The organism is Rhodococcus sp. NPDC056960, from assembly GCF_042674125.1.
Lineage (GTDB): Bacteria > Actinomycetota > Actinomycetes > Mycobacteriales > Mycobacteriaceae > Rhodococcus_F.
Genome location: NZ_JBHURF010000003.1, coordinates 82,949 through 97,563, shown reverse-complemented (window position 1 = coordinate 97,563; position 14,615 = coordinate 82,949). Strand labels below are relative to the sequence as shown.

Sequence of the window (14,615 nt, the reverse complement as noted above, 5' to 3'; positions counted from 1 at the left end):
GTAGCCTCCGAAGTTGCCGAACAGTTTGGTTCGGAATCCGGGTGACCCCGCCCGTCAGCACCGACCCGAGGACTGCCCATGGACAACGATCAGGCCCGCAGCACGTTCCGCCAGCTTCGCTGGCGGGACAGCGGAGTCTCCCCCGACGAACTCGACGCCGTGTGGGCAGCGCTCGACACCGTCCGCGCCGAAGACATCCTCGGGGCATGGAAGGGCGACGACTTCGCCACCGGGCACCGCCTGCACGACCAGCTGGTCGCGAGCCGCTGGCACGGGAAGACGTTCATCTCGCTCGACGACGCCAAGCCGCTGATCTGCCGCGACGCCGACGGCACCCTGTTCTCCGATGTCGAGAGCGGCAACGGCGAGGCCAGCCTGTGGAACATCGAATTCCGGGGCGAGGTCACCGCGACCATGGTCTACGACGGCGCACCCATCTTCGACCACTTCAAGCGGGTCGACGACTCCACCCTCATGGGCATCATGAACGGCAAGTCCGCACTGGTCCTCGACGCGGGCAGGCACTACTACTTCCTCCTCGAACGGGACTGAGATCCGTACCGTGCCGGAGCCCGGTCGTCACGCCACCCGAGGAACAGCAATGCAGATCACGGCCGCGGTCTCACGAGGCCCCGAGTCTCCGTTCACGCTGGAAACGGTCCGAATCGACGCACCGCGCGAAGACGAGGTACTGGTGCGCATCGTCGCCACCGGCCTGTGCCACACCGATCTGTTCACCAAGGCGGCGCTCCCCGAAGCCGTCGGCCCCGTCGTTCTCGGACACGAGGGGGCGGGAGTCGTGGTGGACGTCGGATCCCGCGTGACCGGGGTGTCGCCCGGCGACCACGTGATCCTCAGCTACCGCCACTGCGGCGACTGCCGTCAGTGCCGCACCGGCGGTCCGGCGTACTGCGAGAACGCGCACCGGTTGAACAGCTCGGGCCGCCGCGCGGACGGGTCGGCCACCCTCACCCAGCACGGCGAACCCGTGCGCTCCGCGTTCTTCGGCCAGTCCAGCTTCGCCGAGCACGTCCTCGCGACGGCCGACAACATCGTGGTCGTCGACCGGTCCGTCGACCTGGTCGCCGCGGCCCCGCTCGGCTGCGGGTTCCAGACCGGAGCGGGGGCGGTGTTGAACGTGCTTCGCCCGGAAAGCGATTCGGCCGTGGTGGTCTTCGGCGCAGGCAGCGTCGGATTCGCCGCACTGCTCGCGGCCCGGTCGGCCGGTGTCGCAACGCTTCTCGCGGTCGACCCGGTTCCCGCACGCCGCGCACTCGCGGAGGAGTTCGGCGCGCGGGCGATCGATCCGGGGACGCACGACGTGGTCGGCGACATCCGTGCCGCGACAGGCGGCGGGGCCACCCACACCCTCGACACGACGGGAAACGCGAGCGTCATCGGGCAGGCGCTGTCGTCGCTGCGCGCGCGGGGCAGCGCGGTGGTCGTCGGACTGGGCGAGCCCGAAGTGGCCGTCAACGTTCAGGACCTGATGCTGAGCGGCAAGACCCTGCGCGGCTGCGTCGAAGGCGATTCGACCGTACAGCAATTCATTCCGCAGTTGCTGGCGCTGCACGCGGAAGGAAAGTTTCCGTTCGACCGTCTCGTCACCGAGTATCGTTTCGACGACATCAACGGTGCCGTCGCCGACCAGAAAGCGGGCACCGTCATCAAACCGGTGCTGGTGTGGTGAGTCCGCCTGCGGCGGTGCGGGATCACTGGACGACATCGAGGTAGTGGACGGATCTCGGAGAAATCCGTCCACTACCTCGGTTTCAGCCCTACTGGGCAAGCATGCCGGCGTCGACCAGATGCTCCGATCCTGTGATGTACGAGGATTCGTCCGAGGCGAGGAAGAGCACGAGGTTCGAGACCTCCTGCGGGTCGGCGATCCGGCCCAGCGGGATCTGAGCGAGTGCGTCACCACCCTCCTCGTTGGTCGCCTCCACCATCATCGGCGTCTGGATGAACCCGGGGTGGACGGAATTGACGCGAATATTATTCGGACCGTATTCGATTGCCGTTGCCTTCGTCATGCCACGGACCGCGAACTTGCTGGCAACGTACGCCAGACTGGGAAAGCCGTAGTTCGCCGCCATCCCGGCGATCGACGAGATGTTGACGATCGAGCCGATTCCGGCCTTCATCATCGACGGCAGGACCGCCTTCATCCCGAAATACACTCCGTCCTGATTGATGCTGCAGACCTTTCGGTAGTCGTCCTCGGTAAGCTCCGCGGTCGTCGCCAGCGGACCGAGCACCCCTGCGTTGTTCACCAGAACGTTGATCTCACCGAACTCTGCCACGCCCCGTTCGACGGTGCTCGTCCACGAATCGAGTTGGGTAACGTCGTGATGCACGAACAGCGCGTTCGCACCCAGCTCCGCGGCAAGCCGCTCGCCGGCGTCGGCGGACACGTCAGCCAGCACGACCTTCGCGCCGTGCTCGACGAATGTCTTCGCATGCGATTCGCCCATTCCACGCGCGGCACCGGTGACGAGGGCAACCTTGCCCTCCAAACGTTTCGTCATGTCTACCTTTCAGTTGGATTCGGAGGGCTAGATCGACACCGGAGCGGGAAGCGAGATGCGCGGGGCAACCTCTGTCGCAATCATGTCGAGAGACTGGAACCAGGGGGCGGGGTCGTCGTAGTAGTCGTGCGATTCGACTTGGAGGGTGCCCCATCCGCCGGTCGCCTCGAACAGATGATTGATCTTGTCCACCACGGTGTCCGGTGACCCCACGCAGAACACGTTGTCGACGACCCACTCGAGATCCACGTCCGCCCTGTCGGCACCGGCATCCTTGATGAAACCGTCCATCATGCCGAATCGCCACCAGATGGGAATGAGGTAACGCTCGAAGCAGTACCCGATCGGCCCCTCCATGACGAGCCGCTTCGCTTCCTTGTCCGTGTCGGCGACGAACACCGTCTGCGAGACGTGGTAACGAGAACGATCGGCGACGTGCCCGTTCGCTTCCGCAGCCTCGGAGTAGGTCTCCCAGTGCGTTTTGAGAGCTTCGAGACCGGAGAAGATGGACACCGGCCGGAATCCACGCTCACCCGCGAACCGCATCGACGGCGAATTGGCGCTGAACCCGGTCACCGCGATCTCCGGCGCTCCGCCCCAGGGACTGAAGTCCGCGAGCATGTGCTGGTCGTCGCCGTCGGCGCCATGCAGTTCTTCAGGGTACCCCGCATTCCAGAAGCGTCCCTCGTAGAAGAACGGATCTCGCTTCCAGATCTTCTCCATGATCTCGAGTGACTCACGGACCATCTCATTGGTGAACTTCGTGTCCTCACCGTTCTTGATGCCGTGGATGTACGACGACTGCGGGTAGGCGCCCGCACCGATGCCGAGGAAATAGCGGCCCTCGAGAATCTGGGACAGCCAGCCGACCTGGATGGCGAGCTTCGCCGGATGCTGATGAGGGAGCAGATGCGCCATCGGAGCGAATTTGATTTTCTCGGTCTGCCGCGCCGCCGCCGCGATGACGAGTTCCGGGTTCGGAATGTTCTCCCAGCGCTGCGAGGCGTGCTCGGACAGCATGATCGAGTCGAACCCGATCCGGTCGGCCTCGACGGCCTGCTGGACGCACCAGTCGAACGTCTGACGTGCCGTCCGCTCGGGGCGCATGTAGGGGTGGACGATCAGTCCGGTTTCCATTGCCATCGTGAATTGCCTTTCGTGGAAATACGTTTGACGCACGCACTGCGAATGTGGAGAGCAACGCGTCATGCGTAGAAGATGTCGAACGCGTGCTTGGTATCCATGTACTCCTTGACGGACAGGATCCGACCGTCGCGAAACTCGAACAGGAAGTGGTATCGATTCTGATACACCTTGCCGTTCTTCAACTTCGCGTACGACGTTGCCTCGACAGCCACCTTCTCGCCCTGGGCGATCGCCGACGTCGGGGTGACCTCCAGTGCGCCGTTCTCATACACGGAGGTGACCCCACACAGAAGCGCACCCAGGCCTTCCTTGTCATAGGTCCCCGACATCCCGTCGATCCCTCCCGACACCCAGTAGGTCGCGTCGGGATGAAGGGTGTCGAGAATCTGGTCCACGTCACCCGTGGAGAAGACCTTTGCGAAATTCTTCGCCAAGTCGATGTTCTGTTCCGGCGTACTCATGGATGCTCCGTCTGTGCAGCGATGCGATCGGTTATGGCCTACATCACTGTCCAGGGTGCGCCACTCCCACGAAACCGTAGAAGTACGCGGTTTCGGACACCACGTGAACGGTCGGCAAAACCCCAGTTCGGAGCACTGATTGTGCGCAGTAGCAGTGTCGCGAATCCGTCAATATCAGCGATGTCAGATCTTGACCACCGAGCGCACACCATGCACTATCGGTCCGTGACACCAGTCACATGCAGTGCACCGAACGGAACGAGAAACTTCTGTGAACTCGGACGAGTGGCACCAGATCACCGACCTCCGTCTGGCCGGCGAGTCGATCTCGGCGATAGCGGCAACACTGCGGATTTCCCGCAACACCGTGCGCCGTGCGTTGACCTTCGACGCACCTCCCCCCGATCATCGGCCGCGCCGCGGGTCGTCGGCAGATGCACTCGCCCCGGCGATTGCCACCCTCCTCGAGGTCCACCCCGCGATGACCGTGGCTCAAATTCATCGAGACCTGCAGTGGGAGGGGTCGCGCAACACTCTTGCGGGAGTCGTGCGACGCGTCCGGGACGGCAGTGCGCAGGTCCCCCACTCGCCGGCGTCGGCGATCCAGACGGGCCCTCCGTCCGGCATCCCGCGTTTCTCGACGAGTTTCGTCGGACGCAAAGGCGAATTACGCACCCTCCGCACCTTTCTCGGCGAGAGCCGTTTGGTGACGATCGCCGGCCCCGGCGGTATCGGCAAAACTCGATTGGCCGCCGAGGCCGCACACGACTATCGGCGGGCGTTCGTCGATGGAGTCCGCTTCATCGAACTCGCGTCGCTGCGTAGCGACTCACTACTTCCTCAGACGATTCTCGATGCGCTGGGATCGGACGGTCCCGACGTTCCTGCGCACAGCGCAATCGAATCGCTCGTAGAGTCGCTCCGCGACAAGCATCTACTGATCGTTCTCGACAATTGCGAACACTTGATCTCCACGTGCGCGGAGTTGATTTCGCTCGTCCTGCGAAGTACCGGCGCCGTCAAGTTCCTCGTCACCAGTCGTGAAGTGCTGTCCGTACCCGACGAGTACGTCCATGTTCTGGAACCGCTGCCCACCAGCGACATCACCGACCCCGGCAAGATCGGTCCCGCGATCGAACTGTTCGAGAATCGGGCGTCGGCTGCACTTGCCGGGTTCACGGTGACCGAAGACTGCCGCGATGCCGTCAGCCGCGTATGTGTGCAACTCGACGGGATGCCCCTCGCGATCGAACTCGCCTGCGCCCGGTTGACCGCGTTGTCGGTCGACGACCTCGCTACCCGGTTGGACGACAGGCTGGCGCTGCTCACGGTAGGGAATCGCGGTGGCCCGGAACGACATCGGAGTCTTCATGCCACGGTGGAGTGGAGCTACGACCTGTGCAACATCCGGGAACGAGCGCTGTGGGCCAGGCTCTCCGTGTTCGCCGAAGGCTTCGATCTCGCAATGGCCGAAGAGGTGTGCTCGGACGCTACGGTGGAAACCCAGTACGTACTCGATGGGCTCGCGAGCCTGGTGAGCAAATCGGTTCTCCGGCGCGACAACTCCAACGGTTCCGTCCGCTTTCGGATGCTGGAGACGATACGGCATTTCGGTGCAAGCAAACTCTCGGCCGGTGAAGCGTCCACACTGCGCGGCGCCCACCTTCGATGGTGCGCAGCACTCGTGGACTCAGCGCGTCGCCTATGGACCGGTGACCAGCAGGAACGAGTGAGCGGCCAACTCCGAGAGAACCGAGCCAATCTCCGGCTGGCGCTGCAGACTGCGCTTGCAGAGCCGACCGAGGAACATCTTTCCCTCGCGGCCGGTCTGGTTGCCACGTGGTTCCTGTGGTCGTCTGCCTTCTCTGTGCGGGAACACCGAGTGTGGGTGACCGGTCTGCTGAACGTCGAAGGTCTCGCCGACAGCGATGTCGCGAAACTCCACGCCACACTCGGTGTCCTCCAGACCATGCAGGGGGATCGCTCCGAAGCCGATCGCACACTCGACGCGGCTGCACGGCTCGCGCGATCGCTGCAGGACGATGCGACCCTTGCGTTCACACTGCAGACACAGGGGCTCAATACCTACCTCGGCGGCGACTTCGACGCCGGCGAACACCACTTGACGGGTGCCCTCGCACTGTACGAACAGCTCCCCTCGGGCACCGACCTCATGTGGACGGCACACATCGAGATGGGAATGCTGCTCAGCTCCAACGGAGCAGTGGTACCGGCTGCCGAGCATTTCGAGCTCGTACGAATGCAGGCGTCGGCGACGGGCGAGAGGTGGATGCTCTCGTACGCCGTCTATGGCCTCGGTCTCGTCGCGCTCGTCCGATGCCGGTACGACGAGGCCATTCGGCTCGCGAGAACGAGCCTGGGGCTCAAGCGTGCGTTCGACGACACCGTAGGAACAACCCTCGTGACTGATCTTCTCGCCTGGGCCGAAGCTGCAAGCGGTTCCCGCGAACGGGCCGCAGTGCTACTCGGCGCGGCATCGTCGATGTGGGACTCGTTCGGCATGCAGTTGTACGGGTCCCGACACTGGGTCCAGCGCCGGGAAGAGTACGAGTCCCGTGCGCGCCTCGCACTCGGCGATGCCGCCTACTCGAGGTCACATCACCGGGGTGCCACGATGTCGAAGTCACAGATCATCGCCTACGCCCTGAACGAGGACGGCATCGAGCGTGCAACAGTCCGTTCGGCACCCGGCGCGGATCTCTCACCCCGCGAACGCGACATCGCCACCTTTGTGGCAGAAGGATTGTCCAACAAGGAGATCGCCGATCGGATGGTCCTCTCGGTACGCACCGTCGAGGGGCATGTTGCACACATGCTCGGAAAGCTCGGAATACGGCGCAGACAACAGGTTCTCAACGCACTGTCCGACGCCGGCGCCCGGTAACCCGGAACGCGCGGAACGTGACCGACTTCGCGGTGGGCGATCGCGTCGGGATCCCGGCGACGACGACGGGTCCGGGACGCCTGCAGAGCACTGCACGGTGCCGAACACCGAGCAAATCTCCTTCGGCGACATTCCGGCGGGCTTGGATCGTCTCGCGCGAGGGGCTGCATCGGATGGGCGCCTCGTCGCGGTCCTCTGAGCTCCACACCGGAAACGACGCCCGGCGCGTGGACCCGAGAGGCACTCGGGTCCACGCGCCGCATTCCTCCGGACAGCGTGTCAGTGGAAGGCGAGTTCGGCCTGGAGTTTCTCCTCGTCGCTGGGATCGACAGTGTCCGAACCGACGTCGATGGTGACGTCGTCCAGCCTGCCGGTGAACCGCGTATCCGTGGCGTGCGTGTAGGTGGTGACCGGGCTTCCCCAGTCGACTCCCACACTGAGCGGTTGATCGACCGAGAACACGAAGGGGATCGTCCGTTCGATACGGCCACTCCCGCAGTTGTTCCCGTCGATCATCAGGGTGAGTTCTCCGCCCTTGCCGAGGCCGCCTCCGTCATAGGAGAAGACCGCCTCCACGACGTGGTCGCCTGGGTCGAGCGCGCGATCGGCACAGATGTGGGTGATCTCGATTTCCGCAAGGTTGTAGGTGAACACCGGGACACCGGAGTCGACGTGCAGTGACCAGCCGGCGAACCGGCAGCCCTGCGCGATGAGAACGCCGCGGCATGCCTCCGCGCCGGCGTGCAGACGTGCCGTGATACGGAACGACGCGTTCTTGATGTTGGGAACGGTGTCTTCGGCCAGCCTGGGGGTGCTCGGATCGAGCGTCATCCGCTTCGGTGCGGCAGGGCGGCCGGCCGCTTCCGGATTGAGCCGTTCGGAGAACCGATCATCCAGGGGGAGAACCTTGTACTTGTCGGCCTCGGCCAGGAACAGCTGCTGGAGTTCGGCGAGCTTGCCGCGATGAGTTGCCGCCAGATCGCGCGCCTGCGTCCAGTCGCTGGTCGTGTCGTAGAGCTCCCAGGCATCGTCCTCGAAGTCGACGAGGTCCACGACGCCGACCGACCAGGGAGTGCGATGCTTGGTGACCGCGGTCCACCCCTCGTGGTAGATGCCCCGATTGCCGTGCATCTCGAAGTACTGGGTGGTGTGGGTTTCAGGCGCCTGCGAGGCGGTGAACGTGGCCAGCATCGAGGTGCCCTCGATCGGGTCTTGCGCCACGCCGTCGATCGACGTGGGGTGCGGGATGCCGGCGGCCTCGAGCACGGTTGGAGCTACATCGATGACGTGGTGCCACTGGTTCCGGACCAGGCCGGTCTCGGCGGTTCCGGCCGGCCAGTGGACGACGAGACCGTTGCGCGTACCGCCGTAATGAGACGCGACCTGCTTCGTCCACTGGTAGGGGGTGTCCATGGCCAACGCCCAGCCGACGTTGTAGTGCGGCGCGGTGATGGACGAACCGACGTCGTCGAGACGTTCGACCATCCGGTCGACGTCTTCGGGCAGACCGTTTATCCGCAGGATGTCGTTCAACGTGCCCTCGATGCCACCTTCGGCCGATGCGCCGTTGTCGCCGAGAATGTAGAAGATCAGCGTGTCATCGAGCTGGCCGAGGCGCTGGAGCTCGGCAACCAGCCGTCCCACTTGCAGGTCGGTGTGCTCGGCGAACGCGGCGTACACCTCCATCAATCGCTGTGCAACCGTCTGCTCCGCCTCGCTCATCTCGTCCCACGACGGAGCGCCGGGCGCCCACGGCGCCAATTCGGCATCCTCCGGTACCACGCCCAACTGCTTCTGCCGCGCAAGGGTCCGCTCCCTCTGGGCGTCCCAGCCGTGGGTGAACTCCCCCCGGTACCGATCACGCCACGCTTCGGGTACCTGGAAGGGCGCATGTGTGGCACCGAACGAGAGATAGGTGAACCACGGCTTGTCGGGCGCAAATGCGGAAAGCTGCCGGATCCATGCAGCACTCTGGTCGACGAGGTCTTCGGAGAGGTGGTAGCCCTCTGCTTCGGTGGCAGGCGGCTCGATGAACGTGGTGCCCTCGACCAGGTTCGGCGCGAACTGGTCGGTGTCACCCGCCAGGAACCCGTAGAACTTGTCGAACCCTTCATGAGTCGGCCACCGCGTGAACGGCCCGGCCGGGCTCAGTTCCCAACCGGGCGTCTGATGCATCTTTCCGAACGCACCGGTCGCATATCCGTTGAGCCGCAGCGTCTGAGCGAGGGTTGCCTTCGATGCGGGGCGGATACCGTTGTATCCCTCCGTCGCCATCGACATGTTCGTGACGGTCCCCATCCCGACGCTGTGATGGTTGCGGCCGGTCATCAACGCACTGCGTGTCGGCGAGCACAATGCCGTGGTGTGGAACCGCGAGAACTTCAAGCCGTTCTCGGCGAGGCTCTCCGCGACAGGCATCCGACATGGTCCCCCGAACGCCGACGAGGCACCGAAACCCATGTCGTCGAGCAGGATTACCAGAACGTTCGGCTTCTTTCCGGGCACTGCCCGCGGCTCCCCCGGCTGCGCTTCTCGAGTCGTGTCTTCGGTCATGAGTACTCCCTCTCACATTCAACTGTCACCGTACGGTGGTCCGCTAAATTAATTACTAGCACAATTAATTTATTTTGCGAAGGGGAACAACATATTTCACTCTCGATCGAAGCGATGCACCGATCATCGCGGCCGACGGCCAGGACTGAGGGAAGGGGGCGCTTCTCCGAAAATCAGGGATACGCGACGAGAATGGCGGCGCTGATCGCCATCACCGTCACCACCGCGGTGAGCACGAGGTTGCCCAGGAGGGCAGGACGGGTGCCGCCGGCGGAGAAGTCGACGGACCGGCGGTCGTGCACGCGGCGCCCCGACAGAATCACCCCGGCCGACAGGGCTGTCGCGACACTCGCGATCGTTCCCGTGACGATCAAGGGTCCTGGCACCGCTCGCACATAGAGAACGGCCACCGCGGCGACAGTCGATGCAGTCCGGACCCACGCCAGAGAAGTCCGCTCGGGCTGCAACCCAGGGTCGGCGACGGAGTCTTCGCCGCGCGTCACCGCGTCACCGCGTTGCTGCAACCACGAGCAGGGTCAGCGACGTGCCGACGACCAACCCGGTCGCCAGAACCGCGACCGTGGGCACGGGTAGGCCCTTGCCCAGCCGCAACGCACCTTCCACTGTGCACCAGCGCCGAAAAGCGCCGACAGCCAGAAAGATCGCACCGACCAACAGGAAGACGACGACAGTCGAGCGGACTCCGGCACCGACCACATCGGCACCGAACGCTTCGAATCCGACCGCCGCTGCAACCGTGCCCAACGCGGTCCGAATCCACGCCAGAAACGTGCGTTCGTTCGCCAGGGTGAATCGAGGATCCGGATCGGCGCCTAGCCGAAACGACTTGGGTCGCCAGGTCACAGCGATACCTTTCCCTCGGCGCGCGCTCTACCTCCCGGCCCTGCGGACACGCACGTTCACGATGTTCGTCGATACTTCCAACCAAGGTTAGGAAAGTCAACATCAACGTATGTGTTGATCTCGGACGTCTTCAACTCGACCGTTGACAACCTCGCTCCCATGTCGTTGACTTGCAGAAGTCGGCACGGAACGTCCGGCGACATACACCGCCAGAAGTCGTGTATCACAACTGACGGCGGCATCGCGGATCACCCGCGCAGCGGCGACTCGACGCTTCGGGGCGCCTCCATCTTCACGGGACAGGCCCCACGCCCTCTCCTCACCGGAATCCGCAGCCCCGACTCCGCTGCGATCGAATTGCCGGCATCACATCGAACACATTGCTTCCCAGCACAATTGACGGCCAATTCCACCATTTCGCTTCACTCGCTCCAGCGCCAACACCGATCCGACCCCGAGGAAGACGATGTCCATAGAAGATTCCACTGTCACGCAGCCGCCGACGAGAACAGTGCGACTGGATTCCCACACACGTCGACGCGCATGGGCCGTCACCGCCATGCTCATCCTGTTCATCCTGATCAACTTTGCCGACAAGGCAGTGCTGGGATTGGCCGCAAAGCCCATCATGGAGGACCTCGGCCTGACCGCGTCTCAGTACGGCGTGATCTCCAGCGCGTTCTTCCTGCCGTTCACGATCTCCGCCGTCGTCGGCGGCTTTCTCTCCGACCGATTCCCCACCAAATGGGTGATCTTAGGGATGGTCATGATCTGGACGGTCATGATGCTGCCGATGATCGGCACAGTGGGATTCGTTGTGCTGCTGATCAGCCGCCTCGTCCTCGGAGCCGCCGAGGGCCCTGCGGCTCCCGTCGCAATTCACGCGATCCACAAGTGGTTCACCGACTCCGAACGATCCTTGCCTACGTCACTTTTCGCATTGGGAGCTCCGCTCGGAGTCATTGTCGCGGCGCCCGTGATCGGCTGGGTGATCGAGGCCTTCAGCTGGCATGCCGCTTTCGGACTCCTCGCCGCGGTCGGATTCGTCTGGGCTCTCGCGTGGATCGTCATCGGCCGCGAAGGCACCGTAGATCACCGTCCCTCCGACGACCGGTCCGCCACCGACCTGCAGGTGAAACCGACCGTTCGAATTCCCTTACGTCGAATCATCAGCACCCCCACTTGGCTTGCCGCCACGGCCGCCACCTTTGCCGGCTACTGGAGCATGTCGCTGCTCATCGCCTGGGTACCTCCGTATCTCGGAACCGTCGGTGGTTACGGATCCGGAACGGTTGGCCTGCTGGTCACGCTGCCGTGGCTCGCAGGAGGCGTCGGTGTCCTTCTCCAGGGGATGGTCACCACCGCGATGATGCGCCGAGGCGTGTCCAGCCGAAAGGCCCGCGGCGTTCTCGGATCGGGATGCCTCCTCGTCTCGGGGATCGCGATGGCCGGCGTGGTGTACGCCGCAGTGGGGTGGCCGCAGATTGCCTTCATGACCTTCGCCTTCTATTTCGGCAGCGTCATCATCTCGGCCGTGACGCTGACCGTGAACGCCGAGCTCAGCCCCGCCTCCCAGCGCGGCAGCGTTCAGGGCACGACCATTGCGGTGTCCTCCCTGGCAGGCGTCATCGCACCGTTCGTCGCCGGGAGGATCATCCAGGCACACGACGGCGCAACGGGTTACCAGATCGTCTTTCTCCTCACCGCGGGGATTCTCGTCACAGGGGGGATCATCGCCATGCTGTGGATCCGTCCGGAACGCGACATCCGCGCACTGAGCGCATACGCGGCCTGATCCTGCTTCGTTCGGCGTCGCCCTGACCGTGCGCGACTATTCCACGGTCAGGGTTCGGAGAATGCGCATAGCCGATTCGTGGTGCTCGTCGCGGCGAGAGGGTTGAAAGTAGCCCTCGAAGGTCCATCCCGTGAAAATGACCTCGAGGAGCGCGATGGCCTCCGCATTCGTCGAACACCCCCGCACTCGACCTCGATCACCCAGGTCGCCGAGCAGCGCTGCGAATGCACGCTGCCGAACCATGTCTCGTTCGTCGAGCAGGTGTCGTAGCTCGGGGATGCGACGTCCGGCGACCTGCGCACCCGCGAAGAAGTCGGTGTGTTCGTCGTCCGGCCGGTCACCAGGGGTCATGACTGCTTCGCACCGTGCAGCCAGATCGAGACTCGGATCCAGCGACGCCAGCCCGTCGATCCACGGCTCCCAGAGGGCGTGGAGTGTGAGCCGGTACACCATCTCGAACAACTGAATCTTGTCGTCGAAGTAGTGGTACAGGGCAGCAAGCGTCAAGTCCGCGTCGGCGGCGATCTTCGACAGGGATGCACCGTCGAATCCGTCGCCGGCGAAGCGTGCGCGGGCCGCCTCGATGATGTCGGCAGCTCGGTCGCGGCCCTCGCTCGCAGGCGGCCGGCCGGGTTTCCGGGCTATCGCCTTCCTCGCCACATGATTCTCCTTCCGACTTCCTGCCTGCGTTGCAATGTCCCCAATGCGCTCAGGACGGCGGTCAGCCTACGCTCGCCCGCGCGTCGCTCGCACTCGGCACGCGCGCCGGCCCGAGACACAATCAATATCTACGTTGATGTTGACACACGTCTAGGTTTTTGCGACGCTCGTCACAGTGCCAATGGCAGTCGTCCATATCGAAGCGAGGTTCCCCACCATGGATGGTCCAACAACCCGCGTGCAACGAGCACTTTCGGACCTGAGCGCCGGTCGTCCGGTCGTACTGACGGGCAACTCCCCCACGAGCGACGCCCACATCCTGGTCCCGGCCGAGAAGGCCACCGTGGAATCGATCGCATTTCTGGTTCGCCACGGTTCGGGACTGGTCTGCGCCGCCATGGCCGGCTCGGACTGCGACCGTCTCGGGCTCCCGAGCATGGTCGGTGCGGACCGGGAACATACCGGAACCGAGTTCACTGTCAGCGTCGACGCGAGAGGACCGGGCACCGGCATTTCGGCGTCCGACAGGGCGGGCACGCTACGCATCCTCGCCGATTCTGCGAGCACCCCCGACGCGTTCACCCGGCCCGGGCACGTGCTCCCGGCACGATCCGCCACCGGCGGGGTGTTCGCGTTCCGGGGGCCCGCGGAAGCTGCCGTGGATCTCCTGACCATCGCGGGTGTGCATCGGACTTGCGCCTACAGCGCCCTCGTGTCCGAGCTCGATCCGACAGCGATCGCCGACTCCGCCGAGGCCGAGACCTTCGCTCGTGCACACGGGCTCGGATGCCTGTCGATCGACGATGTGGCAACGTACCGGCGGATGACGGAGCTGCACTTGCTGACGCAGTTCACCGTCGAGCGTGACACTGCTCGCGGCCCCTTTCGTTGCGTCGGATACCGCAGCGATGTCACGGGAGCGGAATACGTCGCGTACTCCACTGGATCGCCTGCCGCCGGCACCACCCCTCTCGTCTGCTTCGAGTACGAGAGCGATCCGGCACCGCATCTGTTCCAGGACTGCCCGATCGGCGCTGCGCTGGACAAGGTCTCCGACCGCGGTTACGGAACCGTCGTGGTGGCGAGACACTCCCCGAACAGCCCTCTCTCGGCCGACACTCACGGCGACCTCGCCGAGGTGGTGCGCGAGTGCGGCTACCCATCCCCCGCCCTGCACAACGTCCCGCCGGAGTCGCGGACGATGATGTGGCACCTCGGCCTGAGCATCAGCTCGGGAGACTCGGCCGCCCCTGCCCGCGGTAACACACCGGCGCCGTTCGGATTCGAGAGTCCGTCCGTCGTCGGACCGGTCGTTCACGGCGACCGCCGCGGACGCGAACTCGGCTTCCGCACTGCGAACCTGGAACTGGAGGAGTCGAATTCGGTCGCCGACGGTGTGTGGGCAGGCCGGTGCACACTCCCCGACGGCTCGACCGCGATCGCTGCGATATCGATAGGCCGACGCCCGACGTTCTACGGCAGATCCGGAATTCGACTGTTGGAGGCACACCTGCTGGACTTCGACGGCGATCTGTACGACACCACTCTCGAGGTGCATCTGCACCACTGGATGCGCGGGCAGGTGACGTTTGCATCGAAGGAGGAGCTGGTTGCCGCTCTCGCCGCAGACGTCGTGCGGACACGGTCGCTGATCGCCGGCTAAACACTGCGAATCGGCCCCGGTACGACGTTCGTACCGGGGC

Annotated in this window: 12 protein-coding genes; 5 read left to right on the top strand and 7 right to left on the bottom strand. The window is 64.4% G+C overall.

Annotated elements, in window-relative coordinates; genetic code table 11:
* The first annotated feature begins 78 nt into the window (after positions 1–78).
* Together ACFTWF_RS05640 and ACFTWF_RS05635 are read left to right on the top strand one after the other, a co-directional pair.
* Complete coding sequence (locus ACFTWF_RS05640) at positions 79–552, top strand: DUF4334 domain-containing protein (RefSeq protein WP_378460291.1); 474 nt, start codon at positions 79–81, stop codon at positions 550–552.
* 49 nt (positions 553–601) lie between these two features.
* Positions 602–1,690, top strand: coding sequence for an NAD(P)-dependent alcohol dehydrogenase (locus ACFTWF_RS05635; RefSeq protein WP_378460290.1), 1,089 nt, complete (start codon positions 602–604; stop codon positions 1,688–1,690).
* An 88-nt stretch (positions 1,691–1,778) separates the two neighbouring features.
* Here ACFTWF_RS05635 and ACFTWF_RS05630 read toward each other — a convergent pair whose 3' ends face one another.
* The 3 genes from ACFTWF_RS05630 to ACFTWF_RS05620 all read right to left on the bottom strand — a co-directional run bounded on the left by ACFTWF_RS05630 (position 1,779) and on the right by ACFTWF_RS05620 (position 4,135).
* Positions 1,779–2,528 (bottom strand): SDR family NAD(P)-dependent oxidoreductase, encoded by a 750-nt coding sequence (locus tag ACFTWF_RS05630; RefSeq protein ID WP_378460289.1) that lies wholly within the window; start codon positions 2,526–2,528, stop codon positions 1,779–1,781.
* Between the two features lie 27 nt (positions 2,529–2,555).
* Positions 2,556–3,671, bottom strand: coding sequence for an LLM class flavin-dependent oxidoreductase (locus ACFTWF_RS05625; RefSeq protein WP_378460288.1), 1,116 nt, complete (start codon positions 3,669–3,671; stop codon positions 2,556–2,558).
* A gap of 62 nt (positions 3,672–3,733) precedes the next feature.
* The gene (locus tag ACFTWF_RS05620; RefSeq protein WP_378460287.1) at positions 3,734–4,135 is read right to left on the bottom strand and encodes a nuclear transport factor 2 family protein; all 402 of its coding nucleotides are present in this window, start codon (positions 4,133–4,135) and stop codon (positions 3,734–3,736) included.
* A 271-nt stretch (positions 4,136–4,406) separates the two neighbouring features.
* On the opposite strand from ACFTWF_RS05620, the gene ACFTWF_RS05615 reads away from it, so the two are divergent.
* Complete coding sequence (locus tag ACFTWF_RS05615) at positions 4,407–7,040, top strand: LuxR C-terminal-related transcriptional regulator (protein WP_378460286.1); 2,634 nt, start codon at positions 4,407–4,409, stop codon at positions 7,038–7,040.
* 279 nt (positions 7,041–7,319) lie between these two features.
* On the opposite strand, the gene ACFTWF_RS05610 is transcribed toward ACFTWF_RS05615, so the two are convergent.
* The 3 genes from ACFTWF_RS05610 to ACFTWF_RS05600 form a co-directional block, all read right to left on the bottom strand.
* On the bottom strand, positions 7,320–9,593 hold the full coding sequence (locus ACFTWF_RS05610; protein WP_378460285.1) for a sulfatase-like hydrolase/transferase: 2,274 nt from the start codon (positions 9,591–9,593) through the stop codon (positions 7,320–7,322).
* A 173-nt stretch (positions 9,594–9,766) separates the two neighbouring features.
* Positions 9,767–10,096 (bottom strand): DUF202 domain-containing protein, encoded by a 330-nt coding sequence (locus ACFTWF_RS05605; RefSeq protein ID WP_378460284.1) that lies wholly within the window; start codon positions 10,094–10,096, stop codon positions 9,767–9,769.
* 4 nt (positions 10,097–10,100) lie between these two features.
* The gene (locus tag ACFTWF_RS05600; RefSeq protein WP_378460283.1) at positions 10,101–10,457 is read right to left on the bottom strand and encodes a YidH family protein; all 357 of its coding nucleotides are present in this window, start codon (positions 10,455–10,457) and stop codon (positions 10,101–10,103) included.
* Between the two features lie 466 nt (positions 10,458–10,923).
* Between ACFTWF_RS05600 and ACFTWF_RS05595 the strand changes: the two genes are divergently transcribed.
* Positions 10,924–12,252 carry an MFS transporter gene (locus tag ACFTWF_RS05595; protein ID WP_378460282.1) on the top strand — a complete coding sequence of 443 codons (1,329 nt, stop codon included), beginning with the start codon at positions 10,924–10,926 and terminating at the stop codon, positions 12,250–12,252.
* 36 nt (positions 12,253–12,288) lie between these two features.
* Here the strand turns inward: ACFTWF_RS05595 and ACFTWF_RS05590 are convergent, their stop codons facing one another.
* The gene (locus ACFTWF_RS05590) at positions 12,289–12,912 is read right to left on the bottom strand and encodes a TetR/AcrR family transcriptional regulator (protein WP_378460281.1); all 624 of its coding nucleotides are present in this window, start codon (positions 12,910–12,912) and stop codon (positions 12,289–12,291) included.
* Between the two features lie 217 nt (positions 12,913–13,129).
* Here ACFTWF_RS05590 and ACFTWF_RS05585 point away from each other — a divergent pair, with 217 nt between their 5' ends.
* Entirely contained in the window at positions 13,130–14,575 is a 1,446-nt protein-coding gene (locus ACFTWF_RS05585) for a 3,4-dihydroxy-2-butanone-4-phosphate synthase (RefSeq protein WP_378460280.1), read from the top strand.
* Positions 14,576–14,615 lie beyond the last annotated feature (40 nt).